Origin of the sequence: Brevibacillus sp. FSL K6-6036 (genome assembly GCF_037964015.1) — a bacterium.
In the GTDB taxonomy this organism is placed as follows: Bacteria; Bacillota; Bacilli; order Brevibacillales; family Brevibacillaceae; genus Brevibacillus; species Brevibacillus borstelensis.
In genome coordinates this window covers 1,127,796-1,143,872 of record NZ_CP150173.1, presented here as the reverse complement: position 1 = coordinate 1,143,872, position 16,077 = coordinate 1,127,796, and the positions used below count along the sequence as shown (strand labels likewise).

The 16,077-nt window shown below is 50.4% G+C and carries 8 protein-coding genes and 1 pseudogene; 1 reads left to right on the top strand and 8 read right to left on the bottom strand.

Annotated elements, in window-relative coordinates:
- Positions 1-43: 43 nt before the first annotated feature.
- Together NST37_RS05890 and NST37_RS05885 are read right to left on the bottom strand one after the other, a co-directional pair.
- Positions 44-1,984 (bottom strand): ABC-F family ATP-binding cassette domain-containing protein, encoded by a 1,941-nt coding sequence (locus tag NST37_RS05890; protein WP_311067723.1) that lies wholly within the window; start codon positions 1,982-1,984, stop codon positions 44-46.
- A 280-nt stretch (positions 1,985-2,264) separates the two neighbouring features.
- Positions 2,265-3,296, bottom strand: coding sequence for a LacI family DNA-binding transcriptional regulator (locus NST37_RS05885; RefSeq protein ID WP_031932156.1), 1,032 nt, complete (start codon positions 3,294-3,296; stop codon positions 2,265-2,267).
- A 325-nt stretch (positions 3,297-3,621) separates the two neighbouring features.
- On the opposite strand from NST37_RS05885, the gene NST37_RS05880 reads away from it, so the two are divergent.
- The gene (locus tag NST37_RS05880; protein ID WP_024983531.1) at positions 3,622-4,674 is read left to right on the top strand and encodes a 2,3-butanediol dehydrogenase; all 1,053 of its coding nucleotides are present in this window, start codon (positions 3,622-3,624) and stop codon (positions 4,672-4,674) included.
- Between the two features lie 420 nt (positions 4,675-5,094).
- Here NST37_RS05880 and NST37_RS05875 read toward each other — a convergent pair.
- From NST37_RS05875 to NST37_RS05850, 6 genes and pseudogenes are all read right to left on the bottom strand, one after another.
- Positions 5,095-5,505, bottom strand: a pseudogene (locus tag NST37_RS05875) (chromosome condensation regulator); the annotation flags it as partial.
- Positions 5,506-6,294: 789 nt separating this feature from the next.
- A complete protein-coding gene (locus tag NST37_RS05870) occupies positions 6,295-7,509 on the bottom strand; it encodes an IS256 family transposase (protein WP_251247396.1) in 1,215 nt (404 codons plus the stop codon).
- Positions 7,510-7,688: 179 nt separating this feature from the next.
- The gene (locus NST37_RS05865) at positions 7,689-8,147 is read right to left on the bottom strand and encodes a hypothetical protein (protein ID WP_243014611.1); all 459 of its coding nucleotides are present in this window, start codon (positions 8,145-8,147) and stop codon (positions 7,689-7,691) included.
- A gap of 152 nt (positions 8,148-8,299) precedes the next feature.
- Positions 8,300-8,800 carry a hypothetical protein gene (locus NST37_RS05860; RefSeq protein ID WP_172920234.1) on the bottom strand — a complete coding sequence of 167 codons (501 nt, stop codon included), beginning with the start codon at positions 8,798-8,800 and terminating at the stop codon, positions 8,300-8,302.
- A gap of 22 nt (positions 8,801-8,822) precedes the next feature.
- Entirely contained in the window at positions 8,823-14,333 is a 5,511-nt protein-coding gene (locus NST37_RS05855) for an RHS repeat-associated core domain-containing protein (protein WP_339186416.1), read from the bottom strand.
- A gap of 22 nt (positions 14,334-14,355) precedes the next feature.
- Positions 14,356-16,077, bottom strand: coding sequence for a hypothetical protein (locus NST37_RS05850; RefSeq protein ID WP_172920236.1), 1,722 nt, complete (start codon positions 16,075-16,077; stop codon positions 14,356-14,358).

Genomic DNA, 16,077 nt, shown 5'->3' with positions numbered 1-16,077 from the left:
CCCATACTGCAATCGGGAAGGGTTTCTTTTCTGTTATCGGCAGTTATTTCCCTTGTTCCAGCTCTTCGATCAAGGCGGACAGTTCGGCCCAGCGCTCGATCGCAGCCTCCAGGTCTGCCGCAACCTGCTGCTCTTCCGCGTACAGCTTCTCCACTTTGCCGTAATCGCTGCCTGCCGAGGCAATCTCCTGCTTGAGCTGCACGCTTCTCGCCTCCAGCGCGGCGATCTTGTCCTCGATTGTCTCCCATTCCTTCTGGTCCTTGTAGGAGAGCTTGCGCGTGCGGTTGTTTCCGCGTCCGGAGGCGCTTTTCTCGTCGGCTGCAGCCGCTTTGGCTTCCGCCTGCGCCTTCCCGGCTTTTCGCTTGTCCGCAGCTTCCTGCTCCAGCTCTCTGCGCCGGACCTCGAGGTACTCCGAGTAGTTTCCGGTAAACTGGCGTATCCGCCCCTCGCCTTCAAACGCAAACAGATGGTCCACGGTCCGGTCGAGGAAATATCGGTCGTGGGACACGGTAATGACAGCCCCCGGGAACTGCTCCAAATAGTCTTCCAAAATGCTCAGCGTCTGGATGTCCAGATCGTTCGTCGGCTCGTCCAAAAAGAGAACGTTGGGCTCTCCCATCAGCGTGCGGAGCAGATAGAGGCGGCGCTTTTCCCCGCCGGACAGGCGAGAGATCGGCGTCCACTGCAAATGCGGCGGAAACAGAAAGCGCTCCAGCATTTGCGAAGCGGTAATCACTTCCCCGTCACTCGTGTGCACGACCTCCGCCGCTTCCTTGATGTACTCGATCACCCGCAGCTTCTCATCCATCTCTACGTTTTCCTGCGTGTAATAGGCCAGCTTCACGGTCTGGCCCGTTTCCACCGTTCCGGCATCAGGGGCAAGCCGGCCGGCCAGAATGTTCAGCAGCGTCGATTTTCCGCTGCCGTTGGGACCGATGATCCCGACACGGTCTTGCGGCAGGACGATGTAGCTGAAATCGTCGATGAGCTGCCTAGGGCCGTAGCCTTTGCGAATGTGCTCAATCTCCAGCACCTTTTTCCCCAGGCGGCTCGCTCCCAACGCCATTTCCAGCTTGTCCGCCGGTCCGTCTACCTGTCTGTCCCGCAGCTCTTCCGCCCGCTGGACGCGAGCCTTCTGCTTGGTCGTGCGGGCCTTGGCCCCCCTGCGCAGCCAGGCCAGCTCCCGTCTGAGCAGATTCTGCCGTTTGCTCTCCGCAGCCGCTTCATTCTCTTCGCGTTCCGCCTTTTTTTCCAAGAAGGTCGCGTAATTGCCCTCGTAGCTGTAAAGCTTGCCGCGGTCAAGCTCAAAGATCCGGTTCGTGACGCGGTCCAGGAAGTAGCGGTCGTGGGTTACAAGCAAAAGGGCTCCCTGGTAGCGGGAAAGGTATTCCTCCAGCCACTCCACCGTTTCGTTGTCGATATGGTTCGTCGGCTCATCCAGGATGAGCAGGTCCGCCGGCTGGATCAGCGCGCGTGCCATCGCCACCCGCTTGCGCTGCCCGCCGGACAGCTCCTGGACCTGCTGGGAAAAATCGTGGATGCCGAGCTGCGTCAGGATCGTTTTTGCGAGCGTGCTCGCCTCCCATGCGTTCGCTGTATCCATCCGGCCTTGCAGGCTGAGCATCCGGGCCTGTTTCTGTTCATCGGCAGGATCTGCCTGCAGCTCCCCCAGCGCCTGCTCATATTCGCGCAGCAGCTGCATCAGCGGCGAGTCGCCGTAAAATACTTGTTCGAGGACGCTGGAGTTTTCCGCAAAGCTCGGGTTTTGCGGCAGGTACTCGACGCGGAAGTGATTGGCGTGGATTACTTTCCCGCTGTCTGCCGTGTCGAGTCCCGCGATTATTTTCAGGAGCGAGGATTTGCCTGTACCGTTAACGCCGATCAGGCCAATCCGCTGGCCTTCCGCGATGTGAAAGGAAATCCCGTCGAACAGGACCTTCTCGCCGTAGCCTTTGGAAAGGTTTTCTACTGATAAGATATGCATATTGTTCACCTGTGCTTTTAATAGGATAGGAGATGAATCGGTCCGAAATGGCTGCCTTCTGCATGTGCATGGCAGGCTGCCATCATTGCTTCGACCTGACTTCGCCATGTTTTTAGCCTGCTTTTTGCAGGCGCGAATGCCATTCCATTGCGAAAAGCAAAACAGCTAAGCGCGTCAGGATGATGCTACTTGCAAATCGTAACACGTTTTTCGCCGTTGTCCCAGAGACATGCCTGCTCATGCGAAGGCAGTACAGTACAGTACAGCCCCGCCGCTTCGTTTACGAGATCGAAGGAGACTGGCGAATGACAGCCACGCTCGACTCCCTCACGATCAGCCGAGGCTCGAACTGCACGCGTTCATATTCCCCGGCCCCGTTGTCGCGAATCCGCTTCAGCAAAAGCTCGGTTGCCAGGCGAGCCACTTCGCCCCCCATGATCGACACCGAGCTGATTTGCGGGCTTGTGACCGTCGTCCACAGGTTGTTGTCGATGCCCACGACCGCCACATCCTCCGGGACGCGAACTCCCAGCTCCTTGAACCGGTTCACGATCCCGATCGCCACCATGTCGTTTACCGCATAGATCGCATCCGGCATATGTTTCAGGCTGTAAAAGTAATCAGCCGCACGCACGCCTGTTTCAAACGAGAAGTCCTCGCCGAAATAGACGAGGGAAGGATCGACCTGCGGCAAAGACTGTTCATAGGCAAAGTAACGCTCCTCGATTTTGTTCTTGGGAGCACCCGCGTAAGCGATCCGGGTCCGCCCGATTTTGATCAGATGCTCCATGACCAGGCGGCCTTCCTGACTGGCCAGACCGACAACATCCGCTTTCACATTGTCATCGAGCTTTTTTCCGTAGTTGATGATCGAGACAGGTACGGTTGTTTTATTGATCAAGTCGACCAGCGTTTTGGGATAAGCCAGCGGCATGATAATCAGCCCGTCCACATGCAGCTTTTTCACCTCGCGCACGATCTCCAGCTCGGCCCGGGCGTTCCCGGAGGTATTGATCTGCACGACACGGTAACCGTGCTGCTTGGCAGTCTGCTCCACAGACCAGGCGATATCAGGAATGATTGCATTGCGGATATCCGGCACGGCCAAAGCAATTTGATTCGTTTGCCGCACCTTCAGGCTTTGCGCTGACGTATTCGGAACAAAGCCCATTTCTTCGATTATTTGCAGGATCAGCGCCTTTGTTTTCGGGCTGATCCCGCCGCTATTGTTAATGGCCCGGGATACGGTGGCAATCCCTACCCCTGCCTTCTTTGCTACATCTTCAATCGTTACTTTTTTCTTTGTGGCCAAGAGAGATGTCCCTTCCTTATTGGAATCGTTTTCTGCGATACGAACCAACGTCAGTCGCCTCGTTCTATTATATCATAGGAGGCGATGCTTTGACGGGAGGCGGGCTGCACACCGGGGCCTCGGACCCTGCTGCCGCAAAAAAGATCGACGCACGCAAAAGCATCCGTGATCAAGCTTTTCAGGAAGGTATTTTATTCCAACACTTTCATTCAAAAAGCACTTTGACAATGTATCAAACTTATGACATATTAATTTTCGGAAACGTTTCCTATTTTTCTTGCTGGACTCTATTTTTATGATCCGAACTGACAAGGAGATGGAAGATATGAAAGCGTTGCGCTGGCATGGCGTAAAAGACTTGCGTTTGGAAACGATTACGGAACCTCAAGCGCTCAAAGGGAAAGTCAAAATCAGAGTGGAATGGTGCGGCATTTGCGGAAGCGACCTGCACGAATATGTGGCAGGCCCGATTTTCATCCCGGAAGGCACCGCCCACCCGCTGACAAACGAAAAAGCCCCTATTGTAATGGGACATGAATTTTCCGGACAAGTCGTAGAGGTCGGAGAAGGTGTCACCTCCATCAAAGCAGGCGACCGCGTCGTCGTCGAGCCCGTCTTCGCGTGCGGGACATGCCCGGCGTGCAAGCAAGGCAAATACAACCTTTGCGACAAAATGGGCTTCCTCGGCCTCGCCGGCGGTGGCGGCGGGTTTTCGGAATACGTAGCCGTCGATGAGCACATGGTCCATAAAATTCCCGACAGCGTCTCTTATGAACAAGGCGCTCTGGTCGAACCGTCCGCTGTCGCGCTTTACGCTGTCCGCTCCAGCCAGTTGAAGGTCGGAGACAAGGCTGTCGTGTTCGGTACCGGACCGATCGGCTTGCTCGTCATCGAAGCACTGAAGGCTTCCGGGGCCTCGGACATTTACGCCGTCGAGCTGTCGCCGGAACGCAAGCTCAAAGCAGCAGAGCTGGGCGCGATCGTCCTCGATCCGAAAGAGTGCGATGTCGTCCAAGAAATTCACAAACGGACAGGCGGCGGAGCCGACGTCGCCTTCGAGGTGACCGGCGTTCCTCCTGTTCTCACCCAGGCGATCGAGTCGACCAAAATCGGCGGACAGATCATGATTGTCAGCATTTTCGAAAGAGAAGCGCCTATCAAACCGAACCACATCGTCATGAAGGAGCGGACCATGACAGGCATCATCGGGTACCGCGATGTATTCCCGGCCGTCATCAGCTTGATGGAAAAAGGGTTCTTCCCTGCCGAGAAGCTGGTTACCCAGCGAATCAAGCTGGATGATGTCGTGGAGCAAGGCTTTGAGGCTTTGTTGAAAGAGAAAAATCAGGTGAAGATTCTGGTGAGTCCTAGGTTGTAGGTGCAGGTGTTTTCGGGAAAGGTGCCCTTGGATCGGACTCAGGGGCACTTTATCCTGCTACATAGAAGCTTGTTAGCAAAAAAGGAGTTTCTTGATGTATGACGACCAGCAGAAGAAATTTTACAATTGAGGAAAAATGTTGAACCGTATTGAAAATTCCGAAAGAAGAAAATCCAATGAAGGTCGGCTGGATGTATCTGTACACCGTTATGGACTGGCATTCCCCCTATATCATCGATTGCAGCTATACCAGAGTCTGGGTTGGTTTCGTTGGGAGACCGTGAAACGGGCCTTATCGAGACGCAAGGCCGAAATTATCCGCAGTGATCAAAAACCATACCCGGTTGTTGTGTATAACCGAGATGCAATTCTGCAATCCACCAGACAATATGTAAAAGAAAACTAATTGCCGGGCAGTCGGATGTCACGCCAACCGCTTACATCACATTGACCGTATTGATTATTGCCCACAGCAACTACCGTGCCGTCCGTTTTAAGCCCGATCGTATGAGCGCAACCCGCCGCTACCGCCACAATATCGCGCCAGCCGCTTACATTGCATTGGCCATGCTCATTCCACCCCACAGCCGCCACCGTACCGTCCGCTTTCAGCCTGATTGTATGAGCATTGCCCGTATGAGCATTACCCGCCGCAACCGCCACCATGTCGCACCAGCCGCTTACATCGCATTGGCCATATCTATTATCACCCACAGCCGTCACCGTGCCGTCCACTTTAAGGACGACGGTATGACGATAACCCGCCGCTATGGTATCTTTAGGCAACCGTTTCACCTTTAACGCCGCTTCTTTCGGTAAAATTTTATCCATGTTTTACCTCCTTGAAAACAAGAGCTATAAACGGCTCTACTTCGAGCGGATGCCGTGAAATTCGGCTTCTCGGCGATCCACGCCTCCACCGCGGGCATTGCATCTCCTCCTTTCCTTGATCATAGCGATTCGGACACGGGCTTTCAACACACTAGCGATTTTGCATGGAGGTATTTCAATGGGGGAGATCTCTATTTCAACACGGTGCTACGAGTACCCAAAAGAAAAGCTTTCTCTGTGCTTACTCTTTGGCTACGTCCTCCATATGTGGACATTAACAAAGTGGTAGTATATGTGATATGCCATTAATTCCGCTTCATTTTATCAACAACTGATCAATTTCAATTAGGGGTAACAAAAAAGAGCGATGTGCAATACTTCACACCTAATATTTAAAAAACTGTCTTCACCTCTTGTAGCACTTTTCTTTTTTTCGCGAGGTCAAATAAAGAAAACCCCAGACGAGCGCGGATTACTCGTTTGGGGTAATAATCAATTAATTTCCCCTTTCCCCGTTTGGATCCGAAGAAATAAGGGACTAACTCCTCATAGACTGTTTTTTAGAACTACACAAATGCCCTAACATCTACATTCTCATCCCATTTTTAAAGGGAGACCTTTAAATAATTCGGGTCTGTCAAACTCAATCAACCAATATATGAAAAGGTTTCATCCCCCTAATTGGGCCATTTTTCGAAACCAATAGAGTCAAGGGCGAAAGGCGAAGCGAACCCTTGACGCGTTGGTGGAGAGAAAGATAATCCCTTCGGGGATGAAGCCTTTCATTTGTTAACGGATGTACGGCTGTACCCGATCTTCAAAGAAAACGGATAGCTGTAAGAGAATCTGGCCCCAGTTCTGAACTCGTCCCGTCCACTTTCGTAGAACATCCATGGTTACGAGATATAACATCTTCAAAAGGGCATCATCTGTGGGAAACATGGCTTTTCCTTTTGTCACCTTTCGAAGCTGTCGATGATAACTCTCGATCACGTTAGTTGTATAAATCAGCTTTCGAATCTCTGGAGGATATTTAAAGAAAGTGGCAATCTCGTCCCAGTTATTCCGCCAGGAACGAACCATCAAGGGATATCTACTGCCCCAGGTTTGTTCAAACTGATCGAGTTCTTCCAACGCGGCTTGCTCCGTTGGAGCCTTATAGATAGGTTTTAGCTCGGACGTGATCTTTTTGAGATCCTTATAGGAAACATACTTGATGGAATTTCGGATTTGATGGATAACACATTTCTGAATCTCCGTCTTCGGATAACATGCAGAGATGGCTTCTGTAAAGCCACGAAGATTATCGACGCTTGTAATGAGAATATCCTGGACTCCACGATTTTTCAGTTCGTTGAGGACATGCAGCCAGAATTTTGCCGATTCATTCTCCCCAATCCAGATCCCAAGCACATCTTTATGACCGTCAAGGTCAATACCAATGACCATATAGGCGGCTTTATTGACGATAGCTCCGTCCTGTTTTACCTTAAAGTGAATGGCGTCAAGGAAAACAACAGCATAAACCGCTTGCAAGGGGCGATTTTGCCACTCTTTGATCATCGGTACAATCTTATTCGTTACATTTGATATGAGCGTTGGTGAGACTTCGATGCCATAGAGCTGCTGCAGATGGTCTTGGATATCGCGTGTGGATACGCCTTTGGCATAGAGAGCAAGAATTTGATCTTCGATCCCTGTAACATTGGATTGATGTTTCTTTACAATGTTTGGTTCAAAATCACCCTCTCGATCCCGAGGGACTTGGATGTCAACATCCCCGTACTCAGAACGGACGGTTTTCTTGCTATACCCATTGCGGCTGTTGGTTGTCCGCTTGTTTTTCATGTCATGCTTGGCGTATCCAAGAGAGGACTCGATTTCAGCTTCCAGCATTTCTTGGATTGTGTCTGCGAATAGATCCTTTAACGCTGACTGTACGTCGTCCACTGACTTCATGTTTTTCTCTTTGATCCACTGCTTGATCTGCTCTTTTGACATCATAAAAATCTCCCAACCTTTCTACTCCTAATTGTAGTTTAGAGGTTGAGAGTTTACACAAAATATTTTACAGACTCTATTTAAAGAAAGTGCCTCAATAACTTCTCCCCTTCGTAGGCGGCTACAAGGGCAAAAAAGAAACCCCAGACGAGTTTGGATTACTCGTTTGGGGTTAAAAGTTGTTATTTTGCTTTGTAGTTTAACTCAATTCCTATTTTAGATAATACTCCCGATTCCACTAAATCAAATACAAAACGAACACCTTTTTCCGAAATATAATTTTCTTGATATTCATCTGACATAATACTATCGAGAGTCCACTTTACACCTTTATCTACTAATATCTTCCTGATAAAGTCCGTCTTTAGCATTTGCCTCTCAGGTATATTTTCTATTACCATTCTATTTGGTAGATTTAACTCTTCTTCATTAAAAGTGATTACAACTGTCTCTAATTTATTCTCTCGGAGACGAAATTCTAAACATCCATAAATCATAAATGTTGGGTAGGATTTTCTCTCGAGAGTATAGATTTCTGGTTCGCCTAGTAATTCGATAATTTTTTCTTCTGATTCACTTCCCTTAAAAATCCTCTCTATTCCAATTGTAACTAACTCCCAAAAATCAATTGTTATTTTCATTTCATCTTCTCCAGCGCTTTTATTAAGATTTTAAATTCTGCTCCCTTCATCCGTATGGAGAGTCTAGTAACGCCGACTTTTACATAGAATCTTAAATAAACCGCAAAAATTCCCCAGACGAATATCAAAATTATTCGTCTGGGGTTCCAATACTAGTCTTCAATTCCGCTACCCTTTACAACAAAATGCGAGTTCAGTTCTCCAGGGACAAAGAATCTCCAGAACTCCTCCTCTGATGAACTATCAGGGAATAATTCTAACAAATATCGATCACTAAAATAAACCTTTATACCACCAAGATCATCAGCTTCAATTTTATCCACTAATATATTTAAAGCCTTGAATTTTATAATTCGCTCATCATACCGATTCATCCCCGGTTTATCCCATACAAATTCTTCATCCTTTCCCACCCATTCCTTGTTGGGTATATATATGTCTTTCGAAGCAACAATTATTTCATGTTCTTTTGTGATCCTCCATGAGCATTGAACATTTAGGGTATGCTCTCCCACTCTTTTTTCAATACCTCTTAGAGAGGTTATTTTTTTTGTTTTACCGAAACTAAACCACGTTAGGTTCCCCGATCTTCCTGCATTCTCAACCGGTAATCCAATCAAAACCTGTAATTTTTTCTCAATTATTTTTTTCATTTTACACCTTTCTTTCAAAAATTTAAAATCTCCCTGCTTTTATTTCTTTTGCAATTTCTTCAATAGTATGGAAATCATAATTTTGTCCTGAAATTTCATCGTGTAATTTTCTTTGTTGATCTTTATTTAATTTATATTTGGTGACAATGTCTCTTACCTGTTTATTTTGAGCTTGATTATTTCTAGGGGTACCTTTGTATTGCTTCCCTATATTTCCTCCTTTTTTTGCAAAACTTAAGACGATTCCTGATCCAGATCTAACATTTTTTGCAAAATCAAGACCTGCTATAAAATCAGGAAACCCCATTTCAATCTGTTCTTTCATATAGCCTGACAGTAGCTTGTACTTGAGTCTCTGCTGTGTAGAACTTTCTAGACTATAGTAATAATCATTGTCACCACTTACCCATCTAACATAGCTGTAATCATCTTTGTAAGTAGACCAATAATCCGCTGAACCATTTCCTGGTCCAGATACGCCAATATATCCTTTGATCTTACCATTATCCAAAATTGGTCGACCTACAAAGTCCCTGTCTTCACCTAAATATATACTGCTGTCTGAATTACAATCTCCTCCGTGAGCATTTTTACCATTTGCGGAAACACAGTAGTTACCGGTTGGGTCAATATTAACTAACGGATTATTATGCACATACGTATACCGATTCAGTGTGAGCGGATTATCCACTTGCCCTTTATACGTATCCTCCGAAATAAACCGCCCCACCGTCGGGTCGTAGTACCTCGCCCGCAGATAGTAGAACCCGGTCTCGCCATCCAAGATCTCCCCGCTATAGGTAAACGGGTTGGACATCCCCTCCGTTTTCGCCGTGAGATTCCCCCACGTATCATACTCGTAGCGGTTTAGTTCCTCGCCGTTCTCCCCAACGACCTTCACGACATCCCCGTGGCTGTTGTACAGATAGTAGCCGCGCTTGTTCGCCGCAACGTCCTTTCGGGAGAGCAGCTCATTCCCCCAAATATTCTGGGCTTTCAGCTGGCCGTTTTTGTCCAGCTCCTCGATGACTCTGCCGTTCAGGTACACGTAGCGGGTTTCGCCGCCATCTGCTGTCTTCGTTGCACGGAGCCCATCCGGATAGTACGTATATTCCGCCTTGGCTCCCGTCTTTTCATTGGTGACGCCTCTCAGGCGGTTGCGCTCGTCAAAGGTGTAGGTGGCTGTACTTGGCATCGCCGGCAGCGTGCCTTCAAAGGTCATTCGGCTGCCTCGGCCGTTATACGAATAACGATTCTCCCCCGCTGGCACATTTTCCTTCGTCAAGCGGTCCACTTTGTCGTACTCGTAGCGGTAGGTCGTGCCGTTTCGCTCAATGCTTGTCACGTTGCCAAAAGAGTAGTTGTTCTTCTCTTGCCATACAGACGTGCCGCTCTTGAAGTGCTTCAGCGTGTCGACCTGGCCGAACGAATCCCGCTTGCGTACCAGGCTCACGCCGTTTGGATAGGTCAGGGTGTAGGTGTCTCCCGCGTCGCTGAGCTGGTAGTCATTGCGGACAGTTTGAGAGGAACCATTCGATCCCGGAATCGTCACCTCTTTTACCCGCATCGCGTCATCGTAGACGTAGGAAACCGCTGTATTTCCAGGGTAGATCAACTGATCCATCTGGTCGTCGGCGTCCGTATGGCGAATCTGATAGAGTCTGCCAAACGCCGTGAAGCTGTTCATCCGCAGGAACGGATCATAGGTGTAGAACAACTCGCGATATAGCGGGCTGCTGGACTGGATGTTTGGTCCGTTGCTGTTGGTTTCTTTCTTTACCAAAGACGTATTCGGGTAATACTCTTTGGTTTCCCGGTTTTTCACCGTACCGGCCTTGTCTTTCGTCGTCAGCTCGGACAGCTCGTAAAACGGCGTGTACGCGTACTCGTGGCGGTTGCCCGCTTTGTCCGTGAACACCGATACTTTGCCGTTCGGGGTGTAGCCGAATGTCTCCGTCGCCCCGGATGGAACGTCCGTTTCGCTGATTTTCCAGGAAAGCGCATTGTAGTGGTACTTGGTCGTCAGGGTGTTGTTTTCCGTTACCTGCACGAGATTGCCATATGGGTCGTAGCCGTAGCGGTATTCGTTCTTTTCAGGGTCGAGCAAATAGACGAGCTTGTCGCTTGGATTGTAGCGGTATGACCAGGAGCGCGACGCTCCGCTCTGTTCCTGCTCTGTCTTGCGCGAGGGCTGTCCGAATGCATTATAGCTATAGGCGGTGGTGCGTTTTTGCCCGCTTACCCACGCCTCATTCACTTCTTTTTCCAGCTGGCCGTGCCTGTCGTAAAACTGGATCGTTTCTAGGCCGTTTGGACCCAGGGTTTTGATCGTCTCTACCGGCAGATATTGGTTATTGAGCGAATCGACGAAAGTGTTTGCCCGCAGGTAGATCGTCGTGCCGATGGGCTCCTGTTTTTGCCAAAGCGTGCCGTCTTTATTGTAGACATACGTGGTCGCCCGGTTGTCCATGGCGTAGGGGGCACTGGACAGCAAGCGCTCTCCATCCGGCGAATACGTGTTGTACTGTAGTGGACGGATTTGGCCGTTGGTCCCGATCTGTCCTTCGTATTCGACTTCGCCGCCCGGGGTAAAATGGGTGAACCTCTTCGTGCCGTCCGGCAGGGTCATTGTCACCTTGCGTTGGTCGTCGTCGTAGCTGTAGGTGATCGCGCGGGTTTCTCCTTTATTGGCAAACTGTTCACGCTTCAGCCGTCCGAGGAAGTCGTATTCGTAAGTGGCCTGGCTTTGATCCGGATAGGTTCGCTGTGTGACTCTGCCCAGCTCGTCGTAGGCGAAGCGGTACGTCAGCCTTGTTTTGACGCCGGGGGAAGTTTCGACTTGCATGTTGATTTCGGTTGGTTTCAGGTCGTACCGGTCGTAGGCTGGAAAATTTTGGACCATGTTTTTATTGTCCAAACCGATCGTCATATGCTGAATAGAGGATATCCGCTTGTTCTCGTAGGTGTAAAAACGTCCGATTGCCTCGGTTTTGATGTCGGCACCATCCGGGTACGAATCGAGGATCGATTCTCCCTCAAGCAGCTTGTCGCTGTTGTACGTAAACGATTCCTTGTGAAAATGCTTCGGGTTGTCTGCGGCGGTGCGGCTCATCTCCGAAAGCAGGCGCAAGTAATATGTTGTGGGCGGCAAATACGTCCAGCTGGTCGTATTTCCTTTCGGATCGACGAGCTTTACCAGATCGCCGTAACTGTTGTATCTGTATTCCGTCACCTGAGCGTAGTCGGCCAGTCTGTTTTTCACCTGTTCCAGATTCTTCGCTTCCGGCGCGAGCAGGTACTGATACACGTCGGCGTCTTTCGTCATGGAAGCGGGCCTTCCCAAAAATTCGTAGGAGTAGCTGGGCTTGGTTTCCCTGCCGCGATACATGTGGCTTACGTACGATACCGGGTGGTAGCTGTACTTGTTCCCGTCTGCGGTCAAGTTGAGGCGGCCTTCGATTCTGTCTGTGTCTGCACCCGTCCCGATATAGGTTTCGACCGAACGGAGCAAGAAGTTTTTATCCGAATTGACGGCAAACGTCTTTTCCTGGCTGGGCAAGCCATCCTGTTCGATCCGGGAGACTGCGACCGTTCCGTCTCGTATCGTCTGATTTTTCAATCGAACAGAGGTGTCTTTCTTCGTTTTCCAAATCTCTTTACTGGTCATTGGATAGTAGATCGTTTTCAAATACGTTTCTGTGGACGGACGGTCTGGGTGTGGTGTCTTGGCAAAACGGATATTTACCGAAGTGACCGGATGGTATGTGACATAGGTCAGCTTTTCCTCATCGTAATAATTCCGAACAACGCCTCGGTTCAGAAAATCAGTTGCGCTAGAGAAATAGGGGCTGTAGGCATAGGTCATGGTCAAGCCTTCCACCGGATACTTCACCTGATGGAGAAGCTCGTAATTGACGTACCCCCGCTCATTCCAGTCCATATCCAGATACTCGGAACTCTCTATACCTTTATAGTCCAGTGGAATCTCTTTATTCTGCGCGGAAAAATAGTAGTTGGGACGAAGGTTAAACTCAGCTTTCCCAAAGACTTCGGAATCAAGGTAAGAGTATTCGGCAATGACCTTGCTTCCCCCTCCGTTGACATCGTGCTCGATGACACGGTCTGGAGTCGTGCCTGTTCCCCATGCGTACTCGATATGCTTCAGCAGCTTGCTTTTGGAGGTATCGGCATACACCTTCAGGCTTTTTCTCGTTAACTCGATATACCGTCCGACGCTATCGGTAATCTGTATCGGATCATTGTTATACGGAATTTTGTAGACAATGGTATCGCCGTATGCATTCCTTTTGGTGATGACATCAACAGGGGAAGGATCGTAAACGCCCTCCCTGGTGAAGCTGTAGTGGTAGCCGTTGTAATCGACCCAAGCGATCGACTTGACGCCATTTGTTGGATTTTGGTCTTTGGAATAGAAATGCATCGACGCTCCTTTGTAGGGATAATTCACCCAATCTTCACCGGAGCGTGAGGAAGATTCAAGCACCGTGCCATCATCCAGGGTGAAAACATAACGAAATTTCCCGGATGTTCTTCCGCATACGTAAGGTGGATTATTCTTATCAACGTAGTTGCACGCGATTCCATCTTCGTACATTTCTTCAGCCATCGGGATGTTCAGTCTCCAACCGAGCGGCATGTTGTACTTTTCCCAATGATTGTTGTTATAACTGGTTTTGTTGCCGCGTGTGCTGTAGTAGAAACGCTGTTCAATGGAATCAAACTGCGAATAGGTCCTCTCCAGCCTCAGATCCATCCCGTGCTTGCCTTCGAGAACCAGGTCCGTCTCCGTGATAGTGGACGTTCGGTAGACATCATCTACCGGCGAATCAATCGAACGCTTGTATTGATAGGTCAGCCCTGTCGGATCGTACACGGCATCCGGCAGGTCGGAGCTGAGCAGCCCGGCGTTTGCCGCTTTCGTTGTCGATGTCTCGCTTTCTTGCTTTGAAACGGCCATTTTTTCTTTCGGCTGTTTCGGTTCGGCCTGCTTTGCCTGCACGCTTTTCCACTTGCTGTAGTGCTCTGCGATAACCGGAACTTCCTTTGCCAGCCGGTTGTACGCATCAGCCGGAAGCTTCGCGATCTTGGCCATCACATCCCGATCGGTCCAGCCGTACTTCTCTACCTTTTCATTGTGGGACAGCAGCCGGTCCACCTGGGGATAAAACCAGGCGGCTACCTGCAGGCTGGTGCGATCCAGCTCAGCCTTCATGCGGATGATCGCGTCGGCGGCAAACGGGTCCCACTCCATTGCCCTGATCTCCTCGTCCTTATAGGAAGGAATTTCTGCCGGTTCGAGCGTCGTTTCGGCTGTCTCCTGGGCAGCCTTGGTGAATTGCGCCAGCCATTCCTTTGTGCTCGGCAGCTTCGTTGCGTCAGGGGCTGCATTCGCCTTGCCGCTATGGAGCAGCCCGTTTTGCACCGCCCCCTGGGCCTGAACGACGCTTGGAATCAGCAAAGCCGCCGACAAAAGCAGCTTGAAGCCGATGCCGATTGACTTGTTTCGTCTCATAGTTTGCCTCCTTTTCGTTCTTCTAGCGAACGACTTTTCGTATCAAATTTCCGTTATTGTCGTAGTAGAAATCGACGAGGACTTTGCCGTCCTGCTTCATCTGGACAAGCAGCCCTTTTTCGTTGTACACGTACTCGACGCCGAGGTAGCGGACAGCGAGCCTGGCGTGAACTGCTTTCCCGTTCCAGCCTGACACGCTGAGGAAGTAGTTCTGTCCTCCGTTCAGAAGCAGGGTGACACTGGAAAAGGGCGGCTTCTTGCCGTCGTCATTGGTCGCCAGATGGCGGGTCCGCTCGTAGTCCTCGTAGACCGAGAGGATCGTATCGCTGGTGCCCTCCGCGGGATTTCCCAGAAAATAGTCGGTGTAAATCTCATAGGTACCCGTCGCGGGCGGGGTAAATTTTATGAGCTGATACTGCGAGGCAGCGACGTCCAGATCCCTGGGTGCCTGCAGGGTGACAGCAGGCGTGTCGGTAAACGCAAAGGAGAACGGATTCGTCGTCACATCCTCCAGAGCCCCGACAATCGCCTCCTTGTAGATAGTCACGGATGCTTCGCCGGAATCCTTGTTTTCATGCGAGAGCGCTTTTCCGCTGAAACGGATTGCCAGCTGTTTATCGTTCAGTCTGACCACCTGGGTCTCCAAGCCTTCTGGAAGGTTGTTGAAGCTGACCCGGCGCGAGGAGACAGTTGGAGCAAATACGCTTCCCTCCAGTGTGATGATCTGCTGCTCCGCCACGCTGCCGTCGTTGGCTTCGGTTTCGTGCAGAATCGGGACTTCTGCGGACACATTCGGCTTGGATGCAGCCGTCAGCCTGGCGTGGACCTGGCCGTCGTTTGCCGAAGGAGCCACGTACAGGTAGTAGGTCAAGCCTTTTGTCAGATTGACGTCAAGCTCTGAAAAGACGGTATCTTCTGACGCATTGTCATTTCCGCCCAACAGTTTTTGCATAAGCTCATCCTCGAAAAGCAAAAGCAGCGTGTCGTTGGGCAATCCCGTCCCCGCATAAGGAGATGTGAAAAAGCGGAAATTTCCCGTCGCCGGAGCCGTAATCCGATAACCCGGCACCACGCCTTCCGGAACATCGATATCTACCGGCGTTCCCCATGCGAGCTCGGACGGGTTGCCGACAATGAGGTTGTATCGGTCCGTCGTGCTGAAGTGCTGATCCATGCTGAAGACGACAAAATAATACGTTGTCCCGGCTTTAGCCTCGAAGGCAACCTTCTCCGCCGCCCCCGGTTCGCGCCCGAGACTTGAGCCGACGTTTTTGCTGGTCCCTTCCATGACGATCAGGTCGTAGTTCTTGTCTTTCGGGACGGTAAGCTTGACCGTCAACATGCCGGAGTAGGTTCCGGAGTCATAGCGGTAATAATCGAAATCGGACTCTGTCGAAAGCAATGACAAGTAAGAATACCCGTTTTTTGCCGGGTAGGCTTCCGGATAGTCGTCATTCGGTTCAAACGTATCGCGGACCGCAGCCGCACCAGCTTGAGGCTGCCGTGCCGCACTAGCGCTTGTGTGTGACATCCTGTCCTTTTTTCTCTTGGAAATGTAATCAAGCGCTTGTTGCGTCCTTTCGGGGCTTTCCGGCTCAGGATTCGGATTGTAGCTCCTCTGAAACAATTCAATGATTTCATGCGCGTGGGCCGTCTGGCTAAAGCCGGGCATCGTCATGACCACCAGGATCAGGCACCCCCAAACAGCCAGACGCCTCCACTTTCCTATGCGTGTTGGTTTCAC

Excerpts from the sequence above, each read along its gene's own strand:
- NST37_RS05880 (WP_024983531.1), top strand. The coding sequence starts at position 3,622 with ATGAAAGCGTTGCGCTGGCATGGCGTAAAAGACTTGCGTTTGGAAACG.
- NST37_RS05865 (WP_243014611.1), bottom strand. The coding sequence starts at position 8,147 with ATGAAAATAACAATTGATTTTTGGGAGTTAGTTACAATTGGAATAGAG.
- NST37_RS05860 (WP_172920234.1), bottom strand. The coding sequence starts at position 8,800 with ATGAAAAAAATAATTGAGAAAAAATTACAGGTTTTGATTGGATTACCG.
- NST37_RS05855 (WP_339186416.1), bottom strand. The coding sequence starts at position 14,333 with ATGAGACGAAACAAGTCAATCGGCATCGGCTTCAAGCTGCTTTTGTCG.
- NST37_RS05890 (WP_311067723.1), bottom strand. The coding sequence starts at position 1,984 with ATGCATATCTTATCAGTAGAAAACCTTTCCAAAGGCTACGGCGAGAAG.
- NST37_RS05870 (WP_251247396.1), bottom strand. The coding sequence starts at position 7,509 with ATGATGTCAAAAGAGCAGATCAAGCAGTGGATCAAAGAGAAAAACATG.